Annotated in this window: 21 protein-coding genes; 5 read left to right on the forward strand and 16 right to left on the reverse strand. The window is 57.2% G+C overall.

The genetic code is table 11. The annotated features are described in order from the left end of the window. Positions 1 to 19 precede the first annotated feature (19 nt). Genes JQ616_RS28780 through JQ616_RS28800 form a run of 5 tightly spaced genes read right to left on the reverse strand, consistent with a single transcriptional unit; the run spans position 20 to position 4,128 of the window. Positions 20 to 1,174 carry an acyl-CoA dehydrogenase family protein gene (locus JQ616_RS28780; RefSeq protein ID WP_249137390.1) on the reverse strand — a complete coding sequence of 385 codons (1,155 nt, stop codon included), beginning with the start codon at positions 1,172 to 1,174 and terminating at the stop codon, positions 20 to 22. 52 nt (positions 1,175 to 1,226) lie between these two features. Then, positions 1,227 to 2,045, reverse strand: coding sequence for an SDR family NAD(P)-dependent oxidoreductase (locus JQ616_RS28785; protein ID WP_212020471.1), 819 nt, complete (start codon positions 2,043 to 2,045; stop codon positions 1,227 to 1,229). An 11-nt stretch (positions 2,046 to 2,056) separates the two neighbouring features. Beyond that, positions 2,057 to 2,482: a MaoC family dehydratase gene (locus JQ616_RS28790; protein ID WP_212020473.1), complete on the reverse strand. Its 426-nt coding sequence runs from the start codon at positions 2,480 to 2,482 to the stop codon at positions 2,057 to 2,059. A gap of 16 nt (positions 2,483 to 2,498) precedes the next feature. Beyond that, positions 2,499 to 2,936 carry a MaoC family dehydratase N-terminal domain-containing protein gene (locus tag JQ616_RS28795; RefSeq protein ID WP_212020475.1) on the reverse strand — a complete coding sequence of 146 codons (438 nt, stop codon included), beginning with the start codon at positions 2,934 to 2,936 and terminating at the stop codon, positions 2,499 to 2,501. 7 nt (positions 2,937 to 2,943) lie between these two features. Continuing rightward, positions 2,944 to 4,128, reverse strand: coding sequence for a lipid-transfer protein (locus tag JQ616_RS28800; RefSeq protein WP_212020477.1), 1,185 nt, complete (start codon positions 4,126 to 4,128; stop codon positions 2,944 to 2,946). A 233-nt stretch (positions 4,129 to 4,361) separates the two neighbouring features. On the opposite strand from JQ616_RS28800, the gene JQ616_RS28805 reads away from it, so the two are divergent. Continuing rightward, positions 4,362 to 5,354 (forward strand): AraC family transcriptional regulator, encoded by a 993-nt coding sequence (locus JQ616_RS28805; RefSeq protein ID WP_212020479.1) that lies wholly within the window; start codon positions 4,362 to 4,364, stop codon positions 5,352 to 5,354. Between the two features lie 38 nt (positions 5,355 to 5,392). Here the strand turns inward: JQ616_RS28805 and JQ616_RS28810 are convergent, their stop codons facing one another. Together JQ616_RS28810 and JQ616_RS28815 are read right to left on the reverse strand one after the other, a co-directional pair. Beyond that, complete coding sequence (locus tag JQ616_RS28810; protein WP_212020481.1) at positions 5,393 to 6,175, reverse strand: enoyl-CoA hydratase/isomerase family protein; 783 nt, start codon at positions 6,173 to 6,175, stop codon at positions 5,393 to 5,395. Between the two features lie 36 nt (positions 6,176 to 6,211). After that, positions 6,212 to 6,883, reverse strand: coding sequence for a nitroreductase (locus tag JQ616_RS28815; protein ID WP_212020483.1), 672 nt, complete (start codon positions 6,881 to 6,883; stop codon positions 6,212 to 6,214). Between the two features lie 196 nt (positions 6,884 to 7,079). Between JQ616_RS28815 and JQ616_RS28820 the strand changes: the two genes are divergently transcribed. Beyond that, the gene (locus tag JQ616_RS28820) at positions 7,080 to 8,309 is read left to right on the forward strand and encodes an ABC transporter substrate-binding protein (protein ID WP_212020485.1); all 1,230 of its coding nucleotides are present in this window, start codon (positions 7,080 to 7,082) and stop codon (positions 8,307 to 8,309) included. Between the two features lie 145 nt (positions 8,310 to 8,454). Beyond that, positions 8,455 to 9,606: an epoxide hydrolase family protein gene (locus tag JQ616_RS28825; RefSeq protein WP_212020487.1), complete on the forward strand. Its 1,152-nt coding sequence runs from the start codon at positions 8,455 to 8,457 to the stop codon at positions 9,604 to 9,606. A gap of 42 nt (positions 9,607 to 9,648) precedes the next feature. Here the strand turns inward: JQ616_RS28825 and JQ616_RS28830 are convergent, their stop codons facing one another. From JQ616_RS28830 to JQ616_RS28850, 5 genes are all read right to left on the reverse strand, one after another. Further along, on the reverse strand, positions 9,649 to 11,190 hold the full coding sequence (locus JQ616_RS28830; protein WP_212020489.1) for an acyl-CoA synthetase: 1,542 nt from the start codon (positions 11,188 to 11,190) through the stop codon (positions 9,649 to 9,651). A gap of 507 nt (positions 11,191 to 11,697) precedes the next feature. Then, entirely contained in the window at positions 11,698 to 12,624 is a 927-nt protein-coding gene (locus tag JQ616_RS28835) for a Bug family tripartite tricarboxylate transporter substrate binding protein (RefSeq protein ID WP_249137392.1), read from the reverse strand. A 105-nt stretch (positions 12,625 to 12,729) separates the two neighbouring features. Further along, a complete protein-coding gene (locus tag JQ616_RS28840; RefSeq protein WP_212020493.1) occupies positions 12,730 to 14,532 on the reverse strand; it encodes a gamma-glutamyltransferase family protein in 1,803 nt (600 codons plus the stop codon). Next, entirely contained in the window at positions 14,529 to 15,854 is a 1,326-nt protein-coding gene (locus tag JQ616_RS28845) for an MFS transporter (RefSeq protein ID WP_212020495.1), read from the reverse strand. Before JQ616_RS28845 ends, JQ616_RS28840 begins: the two co-directional genes overlap by 4 nt. A 59-nt stretch (positions 15,855 to 15,913) precedes the next feature. Further along, positions 15,914 to 17,242 carry a D-serine ammonia-lyase gene (locus JQ616_RS28850; protein WP_212020496.1) on the reverse strand — a complete coding sequence of 443 codons (1,329 nt, stop codon included), beginning with the start codon at positions 17,240 to 17,242 and terminating at the stop codon, positions 15,914 to 15,916. 95 nt (positions 17,243 to 17,337) lie between these two features. On the opposite strand from JQ616_RS28850, the gene JQ616_RS28855 reads away from it, so the two are divergent. Next, the gene (locus tag JQ616_RS28855; protein ID WP_212020498.1) at positions 17,338 to 18,276 is read left to right on the forward strand and encodes a LysR substrate-binding domain-containing protein; all 939 of its coding nucleotides are present in this window, start codon (positions 17,338 to 17,340) and stop codon (positions 18,274 to 18,276) included. Between the two features lie 108 nt (positions 18,277 to 18,384). Here the strand turns inward: JQ616_RS28855 and JQ616_RS28860 are convergent, their stop codons facing one another. Beyond that, positions 18,385 to 19,200 (reverse strand): DeoR/GlpR family DNA-binding transcription regulator, encoded by an 816-nt coding sequence (locus JQ616_RS28860; protein ID WP_212020500.1) that lies wholly within the window; start codon positions 19,198 to 19,200, stop codon positions 18,385 to 18,387. A 123-nt stretch (positions 19,201 to 19,323) separates the two neighbouring features. Here JQ616_RS28860 and JQ616_RS28865 point away from each other — a divergent pair, with 123 nt between their 5' ends. Then, on the forward strand, positions 19,324 to 20,730 hold the full coding sequence (locus tag JQ616_RS28865) for an amidase (protein WP_212020502.1): 1,407 nt from the start codon (positions 19,324 to 19,326) through the stop codon (positions 20,728 to 20,730). A gap of 26 nt (positions 20,731 to 20,756) precedes the next feature. Here JQ616_RS28865 and JQ616_RS28870 read toward each other — a convergent pair whose 3' ends face one another. From JQ616_RS28870 to JQ616_RS28880, 3 genes are read right to left on the reverse strand one after another with little or no spacing between them, the layout of a single operon-like run. Beyond that, positions 20,757 to 22,571, reverse strand: a complete 1,815-nt coding sequence (locus tag JQ616_RS28870; protein ID WP_212020504.1) for a dipeptide ABC transporter ATP-binding protein — start codon at positions 22,569 to 22,571, stop codon at positions 20,757 to 20,759. Continuing rightward, entirely contained in the window at positions 22,568 to 23,464 is an 897-nt protein-coding gene (locus JQ616_RS28875; RefSeq protein WP_212020904.1) for an ABC transporter permease, read from the reverse strand. The genes JQ616_RS28870 and JQ616_RS28875 overlap by 4 nt, the downstream gene beginning before the upstream one ends. A gap of 27 nt (positions 23,465 to 23,491) precedes the next feature. Then, the gene (locus JQ616_RS28880; RefSeq protein WP_212020506.1) at positions 23,492 to 24,472 is read right to left on the reverse strand and encodes an ABC transporter permease; all 981 of its coding nucleotides are present in this window, start codon (positions 24,470 to 24,472) and stop codon (positions 23,492 to 23,494) included. Between the last annotated feature and the right edge of the window lie 19 nt (positions 24,473 to 24,491).

A 24,491-nucleotide genomic window follows, 5' to 3' on the forward strand; every position in this document is an offset into this window, starting at 1 on the left:
CGGCCCACACGCAACAGGATCAGGATATAGAGCGGGCGATGATCTCTTTCATGATTTCGTTCGCTCCGCCGTAGATACGTTGCACTCGTGCATCGACGTACATGCGGGCAATAGGATATTCCGCCATGAAACCGTAGCCGCCATGCAATTGCACGCACTCGTCGATCACTTGGCACTGCTTGTCCGTGCACCAAAACTTCGCCATGGAGGCATCCACGGCATCAAGTTCACCGCGGATATGGCGCGCGATGCATTGATCCAAAAACGCGCGCGTAACACGCGCAGTAGTGAGGCACTCAGCCAGCTTGAAACGCGAATTCTGGAATTCGATCAGAGATTGTTTAAATGCCGTTCGCTCCTGCGCGTAGGCAATCGTAATCTCGATCGCGCGCTCCATGGTAGCTTGTGCAATGAGCGCAATGTTGATCCGCTCCTGGGGCAGCTGCCTCATCATTTGCACAAATCCCTGCCCCTCGTCACCAAGCCGGTTCTTCAGAGGTACGCGCATGTTATCAAAGAACAGTTCAGCCGTGTCGCTGCCGTGAAGGCCGATCTTTTCAAGATTTCGCCCTCGTCGGAAGCCAGGAGACTTGTCGACCTCAGCGACGATCAGCGTGATCCCCTTGGCACCGAGCGTTTGATCGGTCTTTGCCGCGATGATGACCAGATCTGCAGTTTGCCCATTCGTGATGAACGTCTTTGCGCCGTTGATGACGTAGTCATCGCCATCGCGAACAGCGGTCGTGCGGATCGCCTGCAAGTCCGAACCCCCTCCGGGTTCTGTCATTGCAATGGCGCCGATGAATTCGCCGCTGCTCATTTTCGGCAGCCAGCGTTTTTTTTGTTCGTGCGTTCCGTAGTGGCTGATGTACGGCGCGACGATGCCCCCATGCACCGATTGCGCGAAACTCGAAATGCCGGCGTAGGCGAGCTCTTCTCCGATGACTGCCTCGAGAGCGAATGTACCACTAGCGCCCCCGTATTCTTCCGCTACGCTCGGGCACAAAAGTCCGAGAGCTGCGGCTTGATACCAAAAATCGCGATCAACGAATTTTTGCTTACGCCAGGCCTCATCACGCGGGACGGCTTCAACGGCGATGAAGCGCCGCACGGCATCACGAAAGATGACGGTGTCCTCGTTTTCCCACGGACGCCTGGCGCGCAAATTGTACAACTAACGATACTCCCTTGAAGTGCGATTTGTAATTATCGGGGTGAGAGGAACGTCATACACCGGTCAACCCACCGGAGCACATCAGCGTCTGGCCGCTTACGTAGTCTGCCTCCGGCAGGCAGAACATGTAGACGGCGCCAGCTGCTTCATCCGGCGTCCCCGCCCGCCCGAGTGGAATGATCTGCTCCATCGTCGCCATCAGAGCCGGGTTCACACCCAACCTAATGTCGCGGCCTTCGATGTTCGTTACAGAGGGTGTAGTGAGCCGCGTCTTAATGAGACCGAAAGCGACGCAGTTGACCGTCACGTTGAGACGCCCCCACTCCTTCGCCAGCGTCTGCGTAAGCCCGACGATCCCGGCCTTGCCGACGGAATAGTTTGATTGGCCAGCATTTCCGAACAACCCCGCCACCGACGAAATATTCACCACTCTACGCGACACGATGCCACCAGCCTCTTCTTCCTGCTTCGCTTTTGCACGGATGATCGGCTGGGCGGCGCGGAGAATGCGGAACGGCGCCGTCAAATGCACGTCGACAATGGCGTACCATTGCTCGTCCGTCATCTTCTGAATAACGTTGTCCCACGTATAGCCTGCGTTGTTTACGATGATATTGATATCGTCGTAATGTTTCAGCGCGGAGCCTACGAAGCGATCCGCAAAATCGGGCGCGGACACGCTTCCAGCGCAAGCCACCGCCTCAGCGCCGAGCGCACGGATCTCCAACGCGACCTCGTTGGTCGCCCCCTCGTCAAGATCGTTGATCACGAGCCGAGCACCCTGCGATGCAAACTTCAGCGCAATCGAGCGACCGATACCGCGTCCGGCGCCGGTGACCAATGCAACCTTTCCTTCGAGCGTTTTCGTCATGTGCTTGTCTCCTATGTCGCCGGGAAAGCGACCCAAGCCTCGCCGGCAACTAGGGTCTCGCCGTATTGATTGGTCGTCTGGATCTGCAGCCTCACGGAGGGTAATCCATCGATTTCTAGTTTCTCGGCTACAGTGCCGCCGCAGGTAATGACATGTCCTATGTGCGTGATGCCCTGAAACCGAACAGTGAAGTTCTTCAGTTGCGCTTGCGGCATCCAATTCGTTAGCAGGCGGCCGAGCCAGGCCATGCTGAGCATTCCGTGGGCGAACACGTCTGGCTGCTTCGCTCGACGGGCGAAGTCGATGTCGATATGGATCGGATTGTGATCGCCGGATGCGCCTGCGAAAAGGGCAAGAGTTGTACGATCGACGGGCGGGAGCGTAAGGGCGGCAATCTGCGAGCCCAAAGAGATGCGCTGGTATGCTGAGGAAGTCATGGTGATGATGCCGCTATTAGTGGCGGATTACGAGAACGCCGCGCGAATCGCACACGGCCTGTTCTCCTCTAGCGATTTGAGTGTCGAAAACGACGAACTCTAACGCCCCGTTTCTCTTCTGGTAGATGTCCATTATCCGCGACGTAACACTCACGACGTCGCCCGCGTAGACCATCCGATGGTAGCGGAACGTTTGCTCCCCGTGCAGAACCTTGGAAAGCGGAATATCCGCTTCGATGAGCCATTTCAATTTCTGGTCGGAATCCATCTCCGCCGAGAACAGGAACGTGGGCGGGGCCGGCAAATCGGGATGGCCGGCCTCTCGTGCTGCGGCTTGATCGGTATAGACCGGATCGGTTTCTCCGATGGCCTTGGCGAAAAAACGAAGGCGCGCGCGTTCAATTTCGAACGTTGTTGTCGGCAGAACATGGCGGATCCAGCGAGGGTCGATCATCGACTTATCACGCCTTTTCGTACAAAGTTACGACGCAGGCGCCGCCCAGACCAAGGTTGTGCTGCAGCGCCAGGCGAGCTCCATCGACCTGTCGCTTATCGGCCGTTCCGCGCAACTGCTGGACCAATTCCGTGCATTGCGCCAGGCCGGTTGCCCCGAGCGGATGGCCCTTGGACAGCAATCCGCCTGAGGGATTCGTTACAACGCGACCGCCGTAGGTATTGTCGCCATCGAGAACGAATTTCTCTGCCTCGCCATCCCCGCAGAGACCGAGGCCTTCATATGTAACGAGCTCGTTGTGCGCGAAACAATCGTGCAACTCCACAACGTCGATGTCATTCGGACCGATCCCCGCATGATCGTAGACTTGCCGCGCCGCATCCCGGGTCATGTCGACGCCCACGACTTTACGCATGTCCTCGGAGTCGAACGTGGAAGCAAAATCGGTCGTCATGGCTTGAGCGCGTATCTTGACCGAGCGGTTCAGATCGTGTCGTTCGGCGAACGCCGCCGAGCACAGGATCGCAGCCGCGCCTCCACAGGTTGGAGGACAGGCCATGAGACGCGTCATCACCCCAGGCCAAACGGCCTGAGCCTCCATCACTTCCTGCTCACTCACCACTTTTTTGAAAAGAGCGAGCGGATTGTTGGCGGCATGGCGACTAGCCTTGGCGCGAATTTTCGCAAACGTGCTGAGTTGCGTACCGTACTGTTGCATATGCGCCAGACCGGCTCCGCCGAAATAGCGTAACGCCAAAGGCACACCTTCGACTTTCAGCAGAGAGTCGGTCACCGCGTCGAAGCGCTCGAACGGTGTGGGACGGTCATCAAAGATGGTGCCTAGAGCTCCAGGCTTCATCTGCTCGAAACCAACCGCAAGGGCACAATCTACGGCCCCCGATGCCACTGCCTGGCGCGCCAGAAATAAGGCAGTCGATCCGGTTGAGCAGTTGTTATTGACGTTGACGACGGGAACGCCGGTCAACCCAACATCATAGGCTGCCCGTTGACCGGAGCATGAGTCCCCGTACACGTAACCGGCATAGACCTGTTGGACCTGGGCATAGTCCAAGCCGGCATCGGCAAGGGCAAGGCGAATGGCCTGCGCACCCATGACGTGATAGGGCTCGCTGGCTCCCGGCTTGGCAAAAGGGATCATCCCAACGCCCGCCACGAAAACGTCCTGGCTCATTGTCCTCTCCTAATCGCTGATCTGTTGTGTCCAAAATCGCCAATCCGGCATCCCTGGTCCCCCGGATCTCAGAGACCGAAAGCGCGCCAGTTTGAGAGAAAGGCTGCTATTTTCAGCACATCCTCTGTGATAGGCTGCCGCAGCACGATAACGTGAACTGACAAAGTGTTTGCAGAATCTGCCAATCTGGAGGGAACTTGAGGCGCGTCTCGTGGGCATCAATGACTGTCCCGATGCGCTACGTCCGCGGCATGGTGGATGCGGCAGCCGTGCGGGGCGTCCGGCGGGACGAAGTGTTGGCTTGGGCCGGCGGCATCAATCCGGAGATGCTGGATGCCTCACGCTCGCGGGTAAGCCTTAAGCAGTTTTCGCGGCTGTATAGCGCCGTAGCCCTTCATCTTGAGGATGAAGCGGCAGGATTGTCGGCTTACGGCGTCCCGCTAGGCGCGGCGGAAACGATGATCCGCTCCGGTGTCACAGCAACCTCACTCGCCGATGGAGTTGAAATCCTCGCGAAGGCTCTCAATGCAGTTCTTCCGGGAATCAAAGTCGAGAGCTTCATCAGCCAGGACGAGCTGGGCATAGCGATGAGTGAAATCCGCCCCAGCACCACAGATCGTCATAGTACTTTCGAAGTCTGCTTACTGACAACTTATGCTGCGATGGCTTGGCTGTACGGCAGAAGGCTGCCCCTATTGTCCGTCGATTTTCCGAATGCGGCGCCTCGTCATCTGTACGAGCTTCGAACCCTGTTCGCGGGAACACTGCGGTTCAATCAGCCTTGCGCAAGTTTGCGCTTTAGCAACGAACACGCATCGCTTCCGGTGCTGCGCACCCCTGCCGAAGTTACGAAATTTCTGCGGAGAGCTCCACGCAGCTTGATTGAGGCTCTCTTGACGAGAGGAGAACTAGCGGTCCTGGTTCGGAGCAGCATCCACGAGCACCTGCCAAAACTAATCTCGTTGAACGAGGTGGCAGAACGATTTGCCTTGTCGCCGCGCTCATTGCACCGGAAATTGGAAGCAGAAGGAGAATCATTCCAGAAGATCAAAGACGACTTGCGACGGGATCTGTCAATCTACGCGTTGACACGCACAAGCCAACCGCTCAAACAGATCGCAATTGATGTGGGTTTCTCAGATCAGACGTCATTTCAGCGGGCTTTCGTGGAGTGGACCGGCCGCCCTCCCGGAGAATGGCGCCGAATGGCTAGTTCGCACAAATAGGAGCCCTCCCAAAGTCCTCGGTGGCAGCGAGAGGAAATCTACTTGTGACTGAAGACCGGGGGCCGCTTTTCAAGAAAAGCCTGTACTCCCTCACGCGCATCGGGACCGGCAGCGACCCGCCGCACAACGTCGGCTTCGATTGCAAGGCCGGCATCCGTTAAAACAGGTCCGGACGCCTCGACGCATGTTCGTATTCCGTCGATCGCAAGTTGGCTGTACTGCAGGATCGAATTCACGAACTCGAAAGCTTGTTCCATCAGGGATGTCTGAGCGTCGGCGACCCGTGTGACGAGCCCCATCGCCAATGCGTCAGTGGCGACAACCACACGTCCCGTCAGCATCAGATCGAGAGCAAGAGATCGTCCAACCAGTGCAGGAAGAAACTGTGTCCCGCCGTAGCTTGGCAGCACTCCAAGCCTGATCTCAGGAAGAGCCATTCTGGCGTGCGGGGCCGCGATTCGAAACGTGCAAGCCATTGCAAGCTCGAGGCCACCACCAAACGCAAAACCGTTGATTGCCGCAACGCTAAGGACCGATGTCCTCGACAACCGCAGAAACAGCTTCGTGGCCATCTGCGCCTTGTCGATTGCCTCGACGGCATCGGGGCCCACTGCCTCCGTCAGGTCGGCGCCGGCCGAGAATGCCCGATCGCCCTCGCCCGTGATAATCAGAAACCGCTTCTTGTCTCGTTCAAGGCAATCAAGGCACTCCGCGAGCCCCGTGAGCATCGACAGCGTCAGTGCATTCAAGCGATCTCCGCGCAACAGGCGGAATACTGCCCCACCGTCACACCACTCGACCGAATAGTCATTTACCGTCATCGTGGTATCGCGCCTGATTGTGCGGACTGCCCTAAATCAAAACCCGAGGATCGTCGTATACTCCACGAGACCCGCACGATCGGTTCGCAGTGTGTTGACCGGGTGATCCGTATTGGCGTAGCCCAAAGCCATACCGCAAAAAACCATCAAATGCGGCGGTAGATCCACAAATTCCGTGATTGTTTTGTGCCAACCTGCCCACGCCTCCTGGGGGCATGTGCTCAGGCCCTTCTCCACTGCGAGCAGCATGATCGACTGGATATACATTCCCAGATCAGCCCACTGGCCAAGCCCCATCTGGCGATCAATAGCGAATATCAGACCAATCGGCGCACCGAAGAACTCGAAGTTCTTTGCGAACTGCTTCAGTCGAGCCTGTTTGTCTTCGCGAGGGATTCCGAGCGTCCGATAAAGGTCTTCGCCGTTCGTGAAACGTCGCGTCTTATATGGGTCGGTCAAATTTGGTGGATAGATATTGTATTCGGTACCTTCCCCCATGGGATGGTCTTTGAGGCGCTCCGCGACGATCGACTTGAACCCAGACAGCTTTTCGCCGGCCAGTACCCAAACGTGCCAGGGCTGCAGATTGCCGCCGGACGGCGAGCGCGCGGCCGCGAGTAGTATGTCTTCGACAGTCTGTCTCGGGACCGGCTTGTCCAGGAATGCTCGGACGGACATTCGCTTATCCAACGCCTCAGAGACATTCATGTTCGATCCTCGCGTGCGGTGACCGCCCGGTTGCCGGGGCGCTGGACGTTGATTTAATTAGTCGGCCAACTAATATCTAGTCAAGCTCCTTAAGGCGAACGCTGGTCGAAAGCGACCTAAATGGGTGCTGCTCGCATCGTGCAACCGGATCCGCTGGGGTTCCGCGGCTCGAACAAATCAGAGGGGAAGGAAAGCGATGTACGCTTCGTTCAGCCGACTAGCTGCCTGGGTGACCGTCATCGCAAGCCTTTCCGCGGATCCTGCTTGGGCGCAGAAGAAATATGATCCCGGCGCCAGCGATACTGAGATCAAAATCGGTCACTTCGCACCCTATTCGGGACCGGCCTCAGCTTTCAGCGTCGTCGGCAAGGTAGAGGCAGCCTATTTCAAGATGATCAATGATCACGGAGGCATCAACGGACGCCAAGTAAGATTCGTGTCCTATGACGATGGATACTCTCCGCCCAAGGCAGTCGAACAGGTTCGCAAATTGGTCGAAAGCGACGAAGTGTTGTTGGTCTTTAACGGCCTGGGGACACCATCAAACTCTGCGATCCAGAAATACATGAATGCGAAAAGAGTGCCTCAGCTCTTTGTCGCGAGCGGCGCGACGAAGTGGGGTGACCCGAAAACCTTTCCTTGGACCATGGGATGGCAGCCGCCCTATCAGAGCGAAGCGCGCATTTATGCCAAGTATCTTCTGCAGGAGCGACCCGACGCCAAGATTGCTGTCTTCTACCAAAACGACGATTTCGGTCGCGATTACCTGAAAGGTTTAAAGGATGGCCTAGGCGACAAGGCTTCATCCATGATCGTTGCCGAATCGAGTTACGAAGTATCTGAGCCGACAATCGACACTCACGTCGTCAAGCTACGGGATAGCGGGGCTGACGTTTTCGCCAATTTCGCATCGCCGAAGTTTGCGGCTCAGGCCATTCGGAAGATGGCCGAGGTCAAGTGGAATCCCGTCCATATCCTGAACAATACAGCTAGCTCCATCGGATCCGTCATCAAACCTGCCGGTCCTGAGAACGCTCAAGGAATTATCTCGGCGGCATTCACGAAGGATAGTTCGGACGAGCAGTGGAATAGCGACGAATGGATGAAGATGTTCTACGCGTTTATGGATGAATACGCACCGAACGTGAGCCGGTCTGAGATACTTGCGGTTTATGCGTACGGCGTCGCGTCAACGCTTGTGCAAACGCTCCAGCAGTGCGGAGATGATCTAACTCGTACCAACGTAATGAAGCAGGCCGCGAGCTTGAAGAACTACCGAAATGAAGCACTACTACCCGGTGTCACCATCAACACTGGACCAGACGACTTCTACCCCATCGAGCAATTGCGCCTCATGCGTTTCAAAGGCGACAAATGGGATTTGTTTGGCGAAACGATCTCAGGCGAAATTGGCGGAAACCAATGATGCCCTGCAAGACGGACCCTTGTCTCTAGAAGTTGCTGGCGCTGTCCCGGTCGAACCCGGAAGCTGGCGGTGAGACGTGTAGCAATGGCCCAACACGTCGATTTCGGCAATGTTCGTACGAAACGAAGGAACAGGAGGAATTCCAGTGACAGTAAACTCCTTCAAGCTACACATAACGGATTCCGCCATTGAAGACCTTCGACGACGTCTTGCCAGCACGAGATTGCCCGCGCCGATACCCGGATGTCCCTGGCAGCACGGAACAAGCGTCCCATACCTCGCGGAGCTAATTCGCTATTGGCGTGAGAAGTTCGACTGGCGCGCGGAGGAAGACCGCCTCAACGTTTTTCCTCAGTCAATCGTGAAATTAGCAGACGTCGATTTGCATTGCCTTCACGTACCTGGAAAGGGTCCTTCTCCGCGTCCGCTCCTGCTGTGTCACGGCTGGCCCGGCTCGGTCTTCGAATTTCTTGAAATCATTCCGCGGTTGACAGATCCGGCAAGGTTCGGCGGCGACCCTTCTCGCTCGTTCACGGTAGTCGCGCCATCAATGCCGGGTTACGGACTGTCTTTCCAAGCGGGCCAGCGTGGGTTTGGTGTCGAGGAGATCGCGGAACGCTACGTACAATTAATGGAGGTGCTGGGTTATGACCGCTTCGTTGTCCAGGGAGGCGACTGGGGCGCATTTGTCGGCACACGAATGGCGCTGCAATTCCCGCAAAACGTGATGGGCCTGCATCTGAACCTCATGCCGCTGCGCCGCGAAAAGCGAGCTGCCGAAGATAGCTTCGAAGAAAAGGCCTACGACGATGAGCTCGCCGCTTGGCTAAAAGAGGAGATGGGGTACTACTGGATTCAAGGGACGCGACCGCAGACACTCTCATTTGGCCTGAACGATTCGCCGGCGGGACTTGCCGCATGGATCGCAGAAAAATTTCGGGCTTGGTCTGATTGTGATGGAGAAATCGAAAACGCAATAAGCCGCGATCGATTGCTTGCTAACATTTGCTTCTACTGGTTCACCGGTACCATCGGGTCTTCCTGCTATCCCTATTATGCGCGCATGCATCGTCCCTGGCCGACACCAGCCGGGCAGACCATCCAGGTACCCATGGCCTATACAGAATTTCCAAAGGAGATGGTCCGGCCTCCTCGCTCGTTGGCTGAAAAGACCTTCACCAATATTCGGCGCTGGACGGTGATGCCGAAGGGAGGCCACTTCGCCGCCCTCGAACAACCCGCGCTACTTGCTCAGGATATCGTCGAATTCGACCGCCAGATTGACTCACGACTGTAATATCATGCGCGGCACTTTGTGCCGCTCAGCGTCGGCGGTCGTCTAGCCCACAATCCGGGAATCAGCTTTCCCCCAGTAGCTGTCTCTCAGCAGTCGCTTGTAAAGCTTTCCCGTCGGATGGCGCGGGAGCTCCTTCATAAAGTCGATCTGGCGCGGTAGCTTTACCCCAGACAATCGTTCTCGCATCCAGCCTGTGAGCTCCCCGGCGAATTCGGGATTTGCGTCAGTCCAGTCCATCGGCTGGATAACCGCCACGACGCGCTCGCCCATCTCCTCGTCTGGCGCACCGATTACGGCCGCATCCATGACGCGAGGGTGTGTCGTCAAAAGGTTTTCAATCTCTTGCGGATAGATGTTCACGCCGCCGGAAATGATCATGAAACTCTTGCGATCGGTAAGATAAAGATATCCATCCTCATCCACCCAACCTACATCGCCCACAGTCGCCCAGCCTAATGCGTTGAGCGCACTGGCCGTTCTTTCCGGGTCGTTGTGGTAGCTTAGCGGCAGACCACCTTCGAAATAAATCGTACCTTCCTGTCGGGGCGGCAAGAGGTGGCCGTCATCCCGACAAATCTTTACATTTCCTACTACGGCTTTTCCTACGGATCCCTTCCGCAGAAGCCATTCTTCGGAGCTGATCATGGTAAAGCCGATGCCCTCAGTACACGAATAGTACTCCTGGAGCACGGGTCCCCACCAGTCGATCATGGCTTCCTTGATTTGCACAGGACACGGGGCAGCAGAGTGTATCGCGCATCTCAGCGACGAGACATCGTGCTTGGATCTCACATCACTGGGTAATTTAAGCATCCGCACAAAATGCGTCGGAACGAATTGGGCAATGGTGACCTTGTGCCTCTCGATTGTCACCAGCGCCAATTCGGCGTCGAAATGTTCTAAAACGATTGCCGTACCGCCAGCCTTTTGCACGCACATTGTCCATCTGAGCGGAGCCGAGTGATAAAGCGGGGCCGGACAAAGATATACGCTTTCTTGGTTTACTCCGAACAATGCGCCAACTTTGTCCATCATGGTGATGGCATTAATTGCCTCGTTGTCTGGCAATTCGGATCGAATGCCTTTGGGCTTACCGGTGGTGCCGGATGAGTAGAGCATGTCGGCACCTGCGCTCTGATCGGCAATGGGCGTGCTGGGTAACCCTTCTGTCGCTGCTTGCCAAAATACGTAAGGGGAATCGCACGGGCAGATCATCGACAGCGCGATATCTGATAACAACTTGGCCAGAGCTTCCGTATCGCACGCCACGTTCTTGGATGTAATGAGCAGGCGCGCTCCGCTGTCCCGAACGATGTACTCTATCTCTCCAGCCGTGAGCCGGCTCGATATACAGACGAAGTAAAGCCCCGACTTCTGAGCGGCCCATACGATTTCGAAGAATATTGGATTGTTTTCCAGGCACAGCGCGATTGTATCGCCTCGCGTGAGACCGCAGGACCGCAGGTAATGTGCCGCCTTGTTTGAGCGGTCCTCGAGCTGGCGGAACGTGACAATCTCGCCACCGGGGACCATGACGACCGCCGGCTTGTTCGGGCTCATCTTCGCGTGTATTTGCGGATGCATACCACCTCCCTGCGATCTTCGGTCTTGAGCCAACCAATTGGAAAGGCGCCATTTTGTTGCCATGTTGGCCGACCGAAACAAATTAGTCAATCAACCAATTAATTTCTTGATCCGGTCGCGCCGACGAACTAAAGGACTGGCGAGACAAGTCGTAGTTCGGCGCTACTGGCTATCTAGCGTTTCTCCCAAACTTGCCGCGTCGGATCTTCGGACCGACGCGGCATTTTTTTGGCTTTCGAATGTCCCTGGACCGAGCTTCGATTGGGCCACGAAGCAGAATTGCGCGGGCCTAGGTGCGGATGTGCCGCTATCTGAGCGAAGAATGCCTCGCGCTTGCCTTTCTGATCGTCAATCGGGCTACAAATTTTGGACGCCTGGTGACGTCAAGCGAATCCTCGCTCTAATGTCCAGGGCTGCTGCACGCGCATTAGAATAGATGCTCTGATCAACTTGGCTGGTAGATAGCCCATGAAGTCTGATATTGGCGGCGTTGTTCTCGGCCTCCAGTCATCGATCCAGCTTGATTCCAGCGGCTTGGATCAGAGCCCTGTTCGCAGCGAGTTCGCGAACAACGAGCGCATCGATTTCGTTAGGAGTAAGAGGCCAGGGCTCCACTCCGAGGCGTTTCAAACTACGCTGGACACCGGCGTCGGCGAGTACTTTGGTCCCTGCGGAGTGCAACTCGTCGACTATAACGCGCGGTGTCTTCAACGGCACAAATATGGCGTACCAGATGGCCGTTTCGGCGCCTTGAAGGCCAACATCCGGCGGAGTTGGCACATTTGGAAGATCAATTGCGCGCTTCGACGTGGAAACCATGAGCGCGCGGACTTGGCCGTCACGGATCAGAGGAAGCGCGGTAGACAAGGGACAAAAGTAGAAATCTATTCTTCCGCCGAGAATGTCTGTGACAACCTCGCCGCCGCCTCGGTAGGGAACATGTACCGCGTCAAATCCAGCGCGATGGCGGAATTTTTCTGCGCTGACATGGGTCGAAGTGCCGATACCTGAGGAGCCGAAGCTGATTGATCCTGGTTTGGCTTTAGCCGCAACAATGAGTTCGTCCACTGATGTCCAGGGACGAAGAGAGGATACGATTAGGACGTTTGGGCTGGAGCCTATCATCAAGACGCCTGACAAATCCTTGGCAGCATCGTAGGGAAGATTCCCGAACATGGCAGGCGCAATTGTATGAGCCGACGAGTTGGCTAATATCGAATATCCATCCGGTTCGGATCGCGCCACGGCGGCAACGCCGATCGTACCGCCACCACCTACCCGGTTCTCCACGACAATGGGCTGGCCCAACTCTCGAGAGAGCGGTTCGAAAACCGTCCGTGGTACGACGTCAGTCGCACTGCCGGCACCGTAGGGGATGTAGGCCTTGATGATCTTCGACGGCCACTGTTCCGCTCCCGCCGCAGGCGAGGCCAAGAGGCATATCGCGGCACATAGTCCAAATATCGATTTGACCATTTTGCTTCCCCAAATCGCGCAATCAATCGCGGCTCTTTCGGAAATTCGAGAGCGGAAGGACACTTAACGTCCCGTCGCGTAGCCCTGCATGCCGCGCGGATTGGCTGCCGCACGGCGGCGAATTCCGTCGAGCGATGCAGCAACAAGGCGTCCTTCCGACCAGTCCTCCCCCACCTCAACGAGATGACCTCGTTTGCGCAGTTCGTCGATCGTCTCCTTCGGCAATCGCCCCTCAACAATCAGAGTCCCAGGCCGGGAATTCCGTGGCCAGAAAGAAGATGGGAAATGCTCGCTGTGCCATGCAGGAGCATCGATCGCCTCCTGAAGATTCATACCCGCGTGGACGTGGCGCAGGAAAAATTGAGGAATCCATTGATCCTGCTGATCCCCACCCGGCGAGCCCCAGGCGAGGTATGGTCGACCGTCGCGCAACGCCATCGTTGGCGAAAGCGTCGAACGTGGGCGCTTACCCGGGACGAGCGCCGCCGGATGACTTTCATCGAGCCAAAACATTTGTGCCCGTGTGCCGAGGCAGAAGCCGAGTTCCGGAATGACTGGAGAACTTTGTAGCCAGCCACCCGATGGCGTGGCGGCGATCATATTGCCCTCTTTATCAATGATATCGAAATGAACGGTATCACCTCTGACCGATCCGAGCCGTCCGACAGTCGGTTCGCCGGCACCCGATGCCGCAACGGCCAACCGAGCTGCGGCCGATACTCGCGCGTCGACAGCACCGCCGAAGCCCTCGATCGTTCCCGGGCGCAACTCGATGGACGCAGTCTGGCCGATTAGTTCCCGCCGGCTGGCGTTGTAGGTATCGGACAGCAGTGTTTCCACGGGGACGTTCACGAATTTCGGGTCGCCGTAGAATGCCTCTCGATCGGCGAAGGCAAGCTTCGAAGCCTCAACGACGAGATGTATGAAATCCGGCCCTGTAGGACTAAGGCCGTCCAGATCGAAGCCGGAGAGCAATGCGAGTTGCTGAAGACTAGCAAGTCCCTGGGTCCAGGGTCCGGTCTTGAGCACGGTGTAACGTCCATAGTCATATCCTACGGGGTCTTCCACGCTTGCCTGCCAAGTCGCCATGTCCTGGCCCGACAACACGCCGCGATGTCGGCGTTCAGTCACATCCATGACTTCTTGCGTACGGCAGAACCCATCGATAGTCTCCGCTACAAAGCCTTGCGACCACGTCCTGCGCGCAGCTTCGATTTGCGCTTCCCGACTTCCGCCGGCCGCCTCGGCCTCACGTAGGATGCGAACGTAAGTGTCGGCCAACGCGATGTTGGCGAAAATCGCTCCTGGAACCGGCACCTCCCCGCGGTCCAGGAAGACGGCCGCGGACGTCGGCCAATGCTGCAGGAACAGATCTTTCACGGTAGCGATCGTAGCACTGGCCCGTTCCAATATGGGATGTCCGTTCCGCGCGTAGCTGATGGCGGGGGCCAGCACCTCCGACAGAGGCATGGTCCCGTAGTTGCGCAGGAGCAACATCCACGCGTCGAACGTTCCCGGCACGCAGGGCGCTAGCAGACCCGTGCCGGGAATGAGATCGAGCCCTAACGATCTACAATGCGCGATCGTTAATCCCGCCGGCGCCGTTCCCTGGCCACAGATGACCTCAGTGCGTCGCTTGCGAACATCGTGAAGTATGATCGGGACATCGCCGCCCGGACCGTTCAAATGAGGTTCGACGACTTGAAGCACGAATGCCGTGGCGCATCCGGCATCGAAAGCATTTCCCCCCTTCTCGAGGAGAGACATTCCGACTGCGGTTGCGATCCAGTGAGTGGAAGCGACCACGCCAAACATGCCTTCGATTTCCGGACGAGTCGTAAATCGTGCCGGGTTGATAAAGCTCATGACTTTTCTCCCTTCCTGAGGGGCGTACCGGATTTCCTGCGGGCCTGCATGGCTAAGACCAGCAACGAAACAGCGCTGATTGTGGCGGCACAGAGCACGTAATAGCTTGGCGCAAGCTTGTCGCCAGTTACACCGATGATCCAGGTTATGATGAACGGTGCAAAGCCTCCGAACAACGTCACCCCAATGTTGTAGCTTAGTGATAGCGCCGTCGACCGCGTCTGGACTGGGAATAGTTCGGACATTAGTGCCGGCATGGGTCCCGAATAGCTTGCCTTTACGAATCCCGCGAACACGAGAAGCGCGACCAACGAACCAATGCTTCGATTTTGATTGAGCAGATAAAATGCCGGATAAACTAGCACCGCCAACGCGACGGTCGTTGCCAGCATTATCTTGATGCGTCCGATCCGATCGGAGAGAGCTCCAAAAACAGGTGCCAGCAAGAGTTGCAGCCCTCCTCCGATTATCACCACGCCGAATGACTGGGCGATCGGGAGACCCAGTTCTTTCGCGGCATATGTCGGGATGTAGAGTTGCATCGCGTACACGGATGCGGTCGATTGTGCGACAACCCCAATTGCCAACAATATCTGGAGCCACTGACTGGAGACCGTGGCAGCGGGGGTCTCCCCCTTCTCTCGTTGAGAGCGAACGAATTCCGGAGATTCGGGGATATAGCGGCGAATATAGAAGCCGACTGGCACGATCAGAATGCCAAGCAGCAACGGAATACGCCATCCCCAAGATTCGAGTTCCTGCGTGGTAAGCCACAGCGCCACCACGGTACTCGCACCGGCCGACGCTATCGTCGCAAGCCCTTGTGTAGCGAACTGCCAGCTTGCATAGAATCCGCGACGAGCCGATCCGTGCTCGACCATAAAGGCGGTGGCACTCCCGAACTCCCCGCCGACAGCAAGGCCCTGTGCCAACCTCGCGAATATGATCAAAGCCGGCGCGACAATACCGATCTCGGCGTAAGGTGGCATGACCGCGATGGTGGCAGTTCCCATCGCCATTAATAGAATCGACAATGTCAACGCGGGACGACGCCCCACGCGGTCAGCGTATCTGCCGAAGACAATCGCTCCGACAGGGCGTGCGAGGAATGAAATGCCGAAAGAACCAACGGCGAATAACAGCGAAACGCGCTCGTCGCTGTTTGGAAAGAATTGTGCAGCAATGATGGGCGCGAAAAAGCCGTAGACGAGAAAATCGTACCATTCGAGGGCATTGCCGATCGAGGACGCAAAAATAACCCTCCGCCCATGAACTACCGAAACGCTAGCGGGCGCTTCGAGATCGATACTGGTGCTTGTCATAGATTGGTTTTCCTCCCTGTATGCCAGATGCGTGCCCGGCACATGTCGTTGCAGCGCGTTCAATCGACCTTCGGTTGGGCCGCAATAGCTCGACCGCGATTGAGGATCGATTCGAACTCAATGTCAGGCAGAAGGGCTCCGCCAGTCGTCCACACGACCGCGGTCGGACTTCTCCCAGCGTAGCCGACGGAATTCGAGTAAGGCGTCACGGCAGCAAAACCTGCCGCCGCCGAGGGCTCCAGACGAAGGCTCATCCCGGCGTGCAGTTGTGCGGCGAACCTGAAAAGTTCGGCGTCATCGACAGTTACGATCGCATCTACCAACTGAGCGACGCTTCGTGCGACCAGCATGGATGCTGATGCGACCGCGAGGCCGTCGGCGGCCGTGCGGTTGCTCAGACCAATTTCATAAATGCTGGTGGATTGTTCGAGACCAGAGGCAAGCTGAACCAACATGCTGGGCGCGGCGACCGGCTCCACAAATATACAATGAACCGCGTCACCGAAAAGATGCTTTAAGCCGAGTGTGATACCTCCGGGCGCGCCGCCGACGCCGCACGGCAAAAACACTACGAGCGGCTGTGCAGCAGAAACCGTTATTCCCGCCCCAGCAAGCTGGCGTTTCAAATCGAGTGCAGCTGCGGCGTAGCCGAGAAACAATTCGATGGAATTCTCATCGTCCACAAAGTAGCAATTGGATCTGACCTTCGCGGATCGACGAGCAGAAGCGACGGCATTGCCGTAATCGTGCTCATGCTCGACCACCGTCGCTCCGCAACGGCGCAGTCGGTCCTTCTTCCAGGTCTTGGCGTCGCCAGACATGTGCACTTCGACTTCAAAGCCGAGGGCGCGCCCGATGACGCCTACGCTGAAGCCAAGGTTGCCTGTGCTACCCACCACAAGACAACGCTCTGCGAAAAACTGGCGGGCGGGTGGACCGGCGAGGACTCCGTAGTCGCCCCCCGGAGAAATCAGGCCAGCCTTTATAGCGAGGGATTCGGCATGAGTGAGGACCTCATAGAACCCGCCGCGTGCCTTGATGCACCCGGTCACCGGCAAGGCATGGTCCATTTTTACGAAAAGCCGTCCCGGACGGCCTTCCCAAAGCGTGGATTTGAGTGGCATCGCGACTTCGGCGAGATCCGAGTCTATGATTCCTCCCGCCCTCGCCGTCTCCGGAAATAGTCGGACGAGCAGTGGGGCGAAGCGCCCCCAACGCGCGGCGGCGGCGTTTACGTCTTCGATCCCAAATTGATGCTGTTTGAGCGCGGAGTGCGCGTCATGTCGAGCAGGATTGGTCCAAACAGTCGGCCGCCCCGCGGCAACCTGCGCAGGCACGCCACTTATGCCTTGGCTGATCCGCGAGACCGCATCGGCAGCAGAAGACATCCTTATTTCCTCCCATTTTTCAGAGAGAAAATTGCGCGATCCTTGACGTGACTACCAATTATCTCTCATATCCGAACTATTAGAGGGGCTAATGGATGGCTACGCGGGACCGCTTGGACGCCAGTTTGGTTGCTGACCTGTGGTTCTTCCGGGTCGCGGCCGGAGCCTCGAATTTTACCTCGGCGGCGGACCGTTTGGGTGTCAGCCAGAGCGCCGTTAGCCAAAGGATACATCGGCTGGAGTCGCGTCTTGGGATCAGTCTGTTCGTGCGCGCTGAACGCCAGTTGAAGCTGACATATCCCGGTCAACTTTTATTTGAAGCCGCGGAGGCGGGGTTCGATGGCATTCACGACGTCGTGCGACGTCTGAACGGCGTCAATACTTCTGACGTCGTCAAAGTAAGCTGCGTCCCGTCGTTAGCGCTCGAGTGGTTGACCCCCCGTCTGGCGACATTCCTCACGCTTCATCCCGACCACAACGTTGCGATTTTTGCCGAGACACACGACCTCGATCGGACCCGCATGATCGGCGAGGCCATCGATGTAGCCATCCGATATGGTCCGGAACGCTCCTGGAATGCATCGGTCGTTTTTCGCCAAACCGAGGGCATTTTTCCGGTTGCGGCTCCGTCGTTCATCCGACGAGTTGCTGATCTAACGGCGAAGAACGAGCCCGTCGTGCTACTACATGACACCACGCCATGGGAGCGTACGACTTCGCCGATAGCCGAGTGGGCGTATTGGATACAGGCACGGGGCCAACCTTGGTCGATGCCAACGCGCGATCTTCATTTCAATCTGGCACAACTCGCTTACCGATCTGCTCTCGAAGGAGTGGGCGTCGCGATGGGCAGGGCACTAATAGTCGGTCGCTACTTGCGCGAAGGACGTCTCGTGCGGGCCCTCTCTGATCCGCCCATTGAAAGTCTCGGCTACGACGTGATGGCGCAGTCGTCAAAGCCAGCTCGTCATGTCAGCACCTTTTTGGCCTGGCTTCAGGATGAGATGCAAAAGGACCCAACTAAGGGCCACTGAACTTCCTCTGAGATCGCGCAGCTCTTGCCCTTCGCGCCTCTTCCATGGCAGACCCAGCCTAGACTTTCCCTGCTGAGCTCCGACCACTGGGCGATCCTGCAACCGGCATCATCGACCTGCACTCTTCCCAAGAGGTACTGTTGCGAGTTTAAGATCCACCTTCGCACGGGAAATTGCCGTCAGCAGTTTCGATGAAGGAACACCATCTGAGGCAACAAAGTCTAAAGTTTCCATAGGACAAATCAAATGAGAAGCCTTCTGGCCGAACTTGCTCTTGCCGATCACAACGGCCGCCTTGTCTGAGCGATCAACCATGATGCGCTTGATCCACGCCGAATTGGTGCGCGTATCGGTCGGCCCCTCCTCGTCAAGCCCGCTGGCCCCAACGATAGCTAGCGAAGCATTGAAACGGCGGAGAAAAGCAATCGTCTCTTCACCGCTGACGCCACCTTCGTGTCCATCGAATTCTCCAGGACAGAACATTACCCGAATTCCAGGGTTCGCGGTGAGTGCCGAGGCAACGGCGAATCCATTGGTAATGACTGTGAGATCCTTGTATTCAGCCGAGAGTCGTCTCGCTACGTAAATCGTAGTCACGCCAGCATCGATCATTAGAACATCGCCTTCGTGAACGAGCTGACTGACGCTTTGAGCGGCTGCAGTACGTTCCTCGACGTTCGTGTTGCGTCTTTCATCGAAATTCGGCTCGAGCACAAGTGGGGAGCCGGCAGCGCCGCCATAGGTACGGCTCAGCAAACCGCGCTCGTTGAGATCGTCGAGGTCACGCCGGATCGTTTCCGTGGAGACGGCGAAACGCGCGGCCAGATCGCGAATCCGAATGGCGGGCGAAAGTCGAAGCTCGCTCAGGATACTTTCCTGCCGCGGTCGCTTGCCAACTCTCTTAGTGTCGAGATGAGCTTTCATTGTCCCTAAATCGCAGATTCTCACATAGGCCGCATGACGCATCTGTCTCATAAAAATGTGGCAGATACCACATTTTCTTGCTATTTGACTATGAATGAGTGCGATACGGAGGGGGCCCGGATTATGTCTGACGAGATCGCGACACGATCGGCGCTCGAACTGGTGACGCTGTTTCGTAGTCGACAGCTTTCACCGGTAGAACTCCTCACTGCGACATTTGCAAGAATTCGCTCCTTTAATGAACAGGTTAATGCCTTCTGCCTGCTCGATGAAGAACGCGCGATGAAACAGGCGCTGGCCAGCGAAGCCCGATGGGTAGCCGGTACACCTATCGACATCCTTGATGGGATCCCCTGCAGCGTAAAGGATGTTATGTCGACCCGCGACTGGCCCGCGCGACGCGGTTCACGCCTGGTCAAGCCGGCCTCGTTTCCTAGCCGGGAAGCACCTATCGTCGCGCGGCTGCGAGAGGCGGGCAGCATTTTTATCGGATCTACTAATACGGCCGAATTCGGCTGGAAGGGCGTCACTGACAATCCCCTCTATGGCATAACGCGAAACCCATGGAACATCGCACTGACACCGGGTGGAAGCAGTGGTGGTGCCGCGGCCGCACTGGCTCTCGGCATGGGCACGCTTGCTACCGGATCGGACGCGGCTGGGTCGATTCGCATTCCCGCGAGCTTTTGCGGACTATTTGGAATTAAGCCGAGTTACGGCCTCGTTCCGACATCCCCGCTCAGTAGCTACGGCACGCTGTCGCATCAAGGACCGATGGGCCGCACGGTCGCGGATTCGGCCGTCATGCTCGAAGTGATTAGCCGTCCCGACCCCGATGGCGCTCCCGCGGTACCCTACGCAGACCGAAATTTTCAGGCTTCAATGACACAGCCCATCGCCGGCATCCGCATTGCTTTCAGCCCAAATTTCGGCCGCGTCGATGTTGATCCGGAAGTCGCACGGCTCACAGCCATCGCTGCAGCGCGGTTTGAGCAACTCGGTGCCGTTGTCGAGGAAGTCTGCGAGATCTTTCCCGAACCTCGCGATATCCTCGACGTACATTGGAAAGCGAGCTTGCGTCACATTCTCAAACCGTATTCCGACACTGAGCGGCTCCAGATCGATCCCGACATGGTCGCCTACGCAGAACAGCCACCGTGTCCGGACCTCGACGATTATCTCAAGATGGCAAGCCGACGCGCCGAACTCGAGGCGTCAATGCAGCGCTTTCACCAGCGATATGATTTGCTACTGACACCGACCGTACCGGTGCAGCCGTTCAAAGCCGGGGCGCTTGTTGCCGATCCTGGCAAACATCGACAATGGTTCGACTGGGCGCCGTTCTGCTACCCATTCAATCTCACGATGCAGCCCGCCGCTTCGGTGCCTTGCGGGTTAACCGAACAGAGACTGCCGGTCGGCTTTCAACTGGTTGGTCCACGCTATGCCGATGCTTTGGTTCTGCGCGCCGCATACGCATATGAGAGCGCCTTCCCCAGCCCGCGCTTGCCAAACAAGCCGCAGACCTAAGCTGCGTCATTCGACGGCGCCGCCCCTCAACCGGTCAACAGCGGTTCCGTGCAAAAGCAAGCTGCGCTTTGAGATCGCCCTTGCGGGAGTAATTTCGGGCTCTCCACCGCACAGCGTTCGAAGGCGAGTGGACAACGTGAGCGGAAACTGCAGCCGGTGGGCAGATCAATTGGGCTCGGCGGCTCGCCATCGAGAAGATATTTCCGGCTGTCATAAGGGCGCATATCGAGCGTCGGCACGGCGCTAAGCAAGGCTCGAGTGTAGGGATGTTGTGGATTTTCAAACAAATCACGCGTATCAGCCAGCTCTACAATCTCACCCAGATACATGACCGCTACGCGCGTGCATGCGCTTCGAACTAACGCCATGTCGTGCGATATGAAGATGTAGGTAAGATCACGCTCGCGCTGCAGTCGGCGAAACAGCTCTAGCAAGGCGAACTGTTCGCCCGGATCGAGCGAGGACATCGTCTCATCAAGAATCAGCAGGCGGGGATTGAGAATCATGGCGCGGGCTACGCCGATGCGTTGACGTTGTCCCGCGCTAAGCGTCGTTGGCAACTCCGGAAAAAGGGCCGGATCGAGGCCGACATCGACCATGATCTTCTTCACTCTTGGTTCGAGCTGCTTGAGCGCGGAACGTTCGCGTATCATCAGTCCTTCCGCGATGATACGACCGATTGTCATCCGCGGAGGCAACGAGCCAAAGGGGTCCTGCAGTACGAGCTGGTAACTCTGCCGTGATGACGTAACGATGCCGTCGCGCCTCTGGGAAATTGATGCACCATCGAAGACGATGTCGCCGTTATCGGGCGCCTCAAGCCGAGCGAAGAGCCGCGACAATGTCGATTTTCCGCAACCGGACTCTCCAACAATGCCGAAATTCTCACCAGCTCGCACATCAAACGAGACCCCGCGCACGGCAGCGATAGTATTGAAACTGTTAAATTTGCCACGCTGACGGACTCGATAGGAACGAAAAACGTCGCGCACCTGCAGCAGTGGCCGCGCCTCACTGTCGTAAGACGAACGCACTGGCTCATCCTTGAGCGACCAGATCCGCGGCGTTTTGGCGATGAGATTGCGCGTATAGTCGTGCGTTGGAGAACCAACCAGCGCATCTGCAGTCTGATGTTCCACGATGCGGCCGGCGTTAATCACGAAAATCTCGTTTGCAATCTGGCGAACTGTAGGAAGTGACGAAGTCACGAACACGATCGCTGTTCCCAGCTCATCACATAGCCTTCTCAAGATACGTAGAATCTGCTGTGCGACGGTCACATCGAGTGGCTGGGTGATGTTGTCTGCAACGAGAAAGGCCGGATCCGACACTAGTGCATCGACAATCATGACACGCTGCATCATGCCGCCACTGAATTCGGAAGGATATTCGTGGAAGCGCTTGCTCGGCGAAGGGATACGCGTCGCTTCGAGCAGCGAAATCACCTTGTCCCGCGCTTCGTTTCGTCCAATCGCAGAATTGACGCAACGAAGCTTCTCAACGATCTGATGCCCTATCGGCAGAGTGGGATCGAGGGCCGCGGCGGCATTACTCCCGATGTAGGCCATTTCGCGGCCACGGAAAGTACGGGTTCTCTTTGCCAGCATGTCCTGGCCTCGAAATAGTACTCGGCCGCCCGCATAGCGCAGATTGGGTGGCAGCCAGTTAACCAATGCCCGTGCCAACAGCGTCTTGCCCGAACCGCTCTCGCCGATCACTCCAATGACTTGCCCGCGTGCGAGCGTGAAAGAAATGTCGTCGAGCAGTGGACGGCCCGCAGCATTGCGTGCATTCACTGACAAGCTTTCAGCCGAGAGGATCGCTGCCGGAGCTTCGCTCATTGGTCGCCCCCGTAGACCGAGTTACGTGCCCGCTCAAGTGAGACGCCAATTAGATTTATGCCCATGAGGGCAATGCCGAGGAGCACGCCGGGCGCAGTTGCGATCCACCAGGCCGAGATGATGTATTTGCGTCCGTCGGAAATGATATTGCCGAAGGTTGGCGTCGGCGGCTGGACCCCCAACCCGAGGAAACCCAAAATGCCCTCGAAAATCATCATGCGCGCCACATCCAATACGGCCACGAAGGCGATGGGAGGGAGGATATTGGGTGCTACCATTAGGAGCAATATGCGCAGATTGGACGCGCCAAGAATGCGCGCGCCACGCACATATTCGCGCCGACGTTCGGACAGCGCTGCGGCCCGGGCAACCCGGGCATAGAGCGGCCAGCCCGCAATTGAGAGTACCAGGATGATCGATCCGAGCGTCGGACGCGATACCCCCAGGATACTGATCGCAAGAATGATAACCGGGATCGAAAGCTGCGCGTCGGTGATGCGCATGATTATCCCGTCGATGCGCCCTGCCCAGAAGCCGGAAATCAGCCCGATACCGCAACCGATGATGAACATCAGGATTACAGAGCCGCCTCCTATGATCAGGGAATAGCGCAGGCCAACAAGGCAGCGGACCAGCACATCGCGCCCCAACTGGTCGGTACCGAGCGGGTGCGCCCAGACTCCGCCTTGAACAAAGATTGGCGGTTTGAACTTGTCAGAGACGCTGATTTGCGCCGGATCGAGGCCGCTGAGCAGCGGCCAGAATGCGGCAACTGCGAGCAGGAGTATCAAGACGACGAGGCCAATCCGAAAGGCTGCTGAACGGGATGCGTTCCGCCAAATGCGGACAGCTGGGGAGGCAATTGTCGTCGCCGTCTTGACGGAAAGCGCCATAGGCGCGAAGTCGCTCTGGACGTTCATTTAGTATTCCATACGCGGGTCGATACTCGTTGCCACGATGTCAACAACGATGTTGACGAAGACGAAGATGAAACTGGTGAGGATGGCAATGCCCTGGATCAAGGGAAAATCGCGCTGCAGCACGGCGTTGACGGTCAATTGTCCGAGGCCAGGATAGTCGAAGATGTATTCGATAACCAGCACGCCGCCGAGCAAGGTACTGATCTGCACACCGAGCAAATTGAGGAGCGGTACCGAGGCATTGCGCAACACGTGACGCGAGACGATCCTGTGCTTCGGCAATCCCCGCACTTCTCCGGCGGTGACGAATTCCTCCTTCATCAACTGACTGATAGAGACCGTCAACGTACGAACGAGGAAGGGAATGATTTCGACCGAAAGCACGATCGCCGGCAGGATTGTGTAGGTAAGATCTCTGTAGCCAATCGAGGGAAGCCACTGCAGTCTTACAGTAATGATGAGCGCAAGCACGATTGCGAGCCAGAAGCTCGGTATCGAGACGAACATCGAGCTGATGAAGAATGCCACCTTGTCCGGCCAACGTCCGGGCGCGAGCCCCGCCGGCACGCCAATGGCAAAAGAAACGATGAGCGCGATGGCTATCGCGCAGGTCGCCAATTGCAGCGTGTAAGGAAGCCGCGTCAAGATGAGCTGACCGACGCTGGCCATCTGCGATTTGGTAGGATCGACGAATTCAGCCCCTGAAGCAACGGCGCCGGTTTTCGGGCGCACATAGGATTGGCCTAAATCACCATGCCCGAGCAGCCACAGATAGCGTCCAAATTGCACGGGAATCGGATCGCGCAGCCCCATCTTCTGGGCGATTTGCTCAACCACACTATCGGGCGCCATGCCTCCCACAATCAGACGCACCGGATCGCCGGGAACGACGCGCAAGAGAGTAAAGATGATGAGGGCGGTAAATAGGACGACGAACACGCCCTGAATCAGCCGCCTGAATAGAATGCCCAGGATATACATAAGCCGCCGCCTTTGGCGC

The organism is Bradyrhizobium tropiciagri, from assembly GCF_018130545.1.
GTDB classification, from domain to species: Bacteria; Pseudomonadota; Alphaproteobacteria; order Rhizobiales; family Xanthobacteraceae; genus Bradyrhizobium; species Bradyrhizobium tropiciagri_A.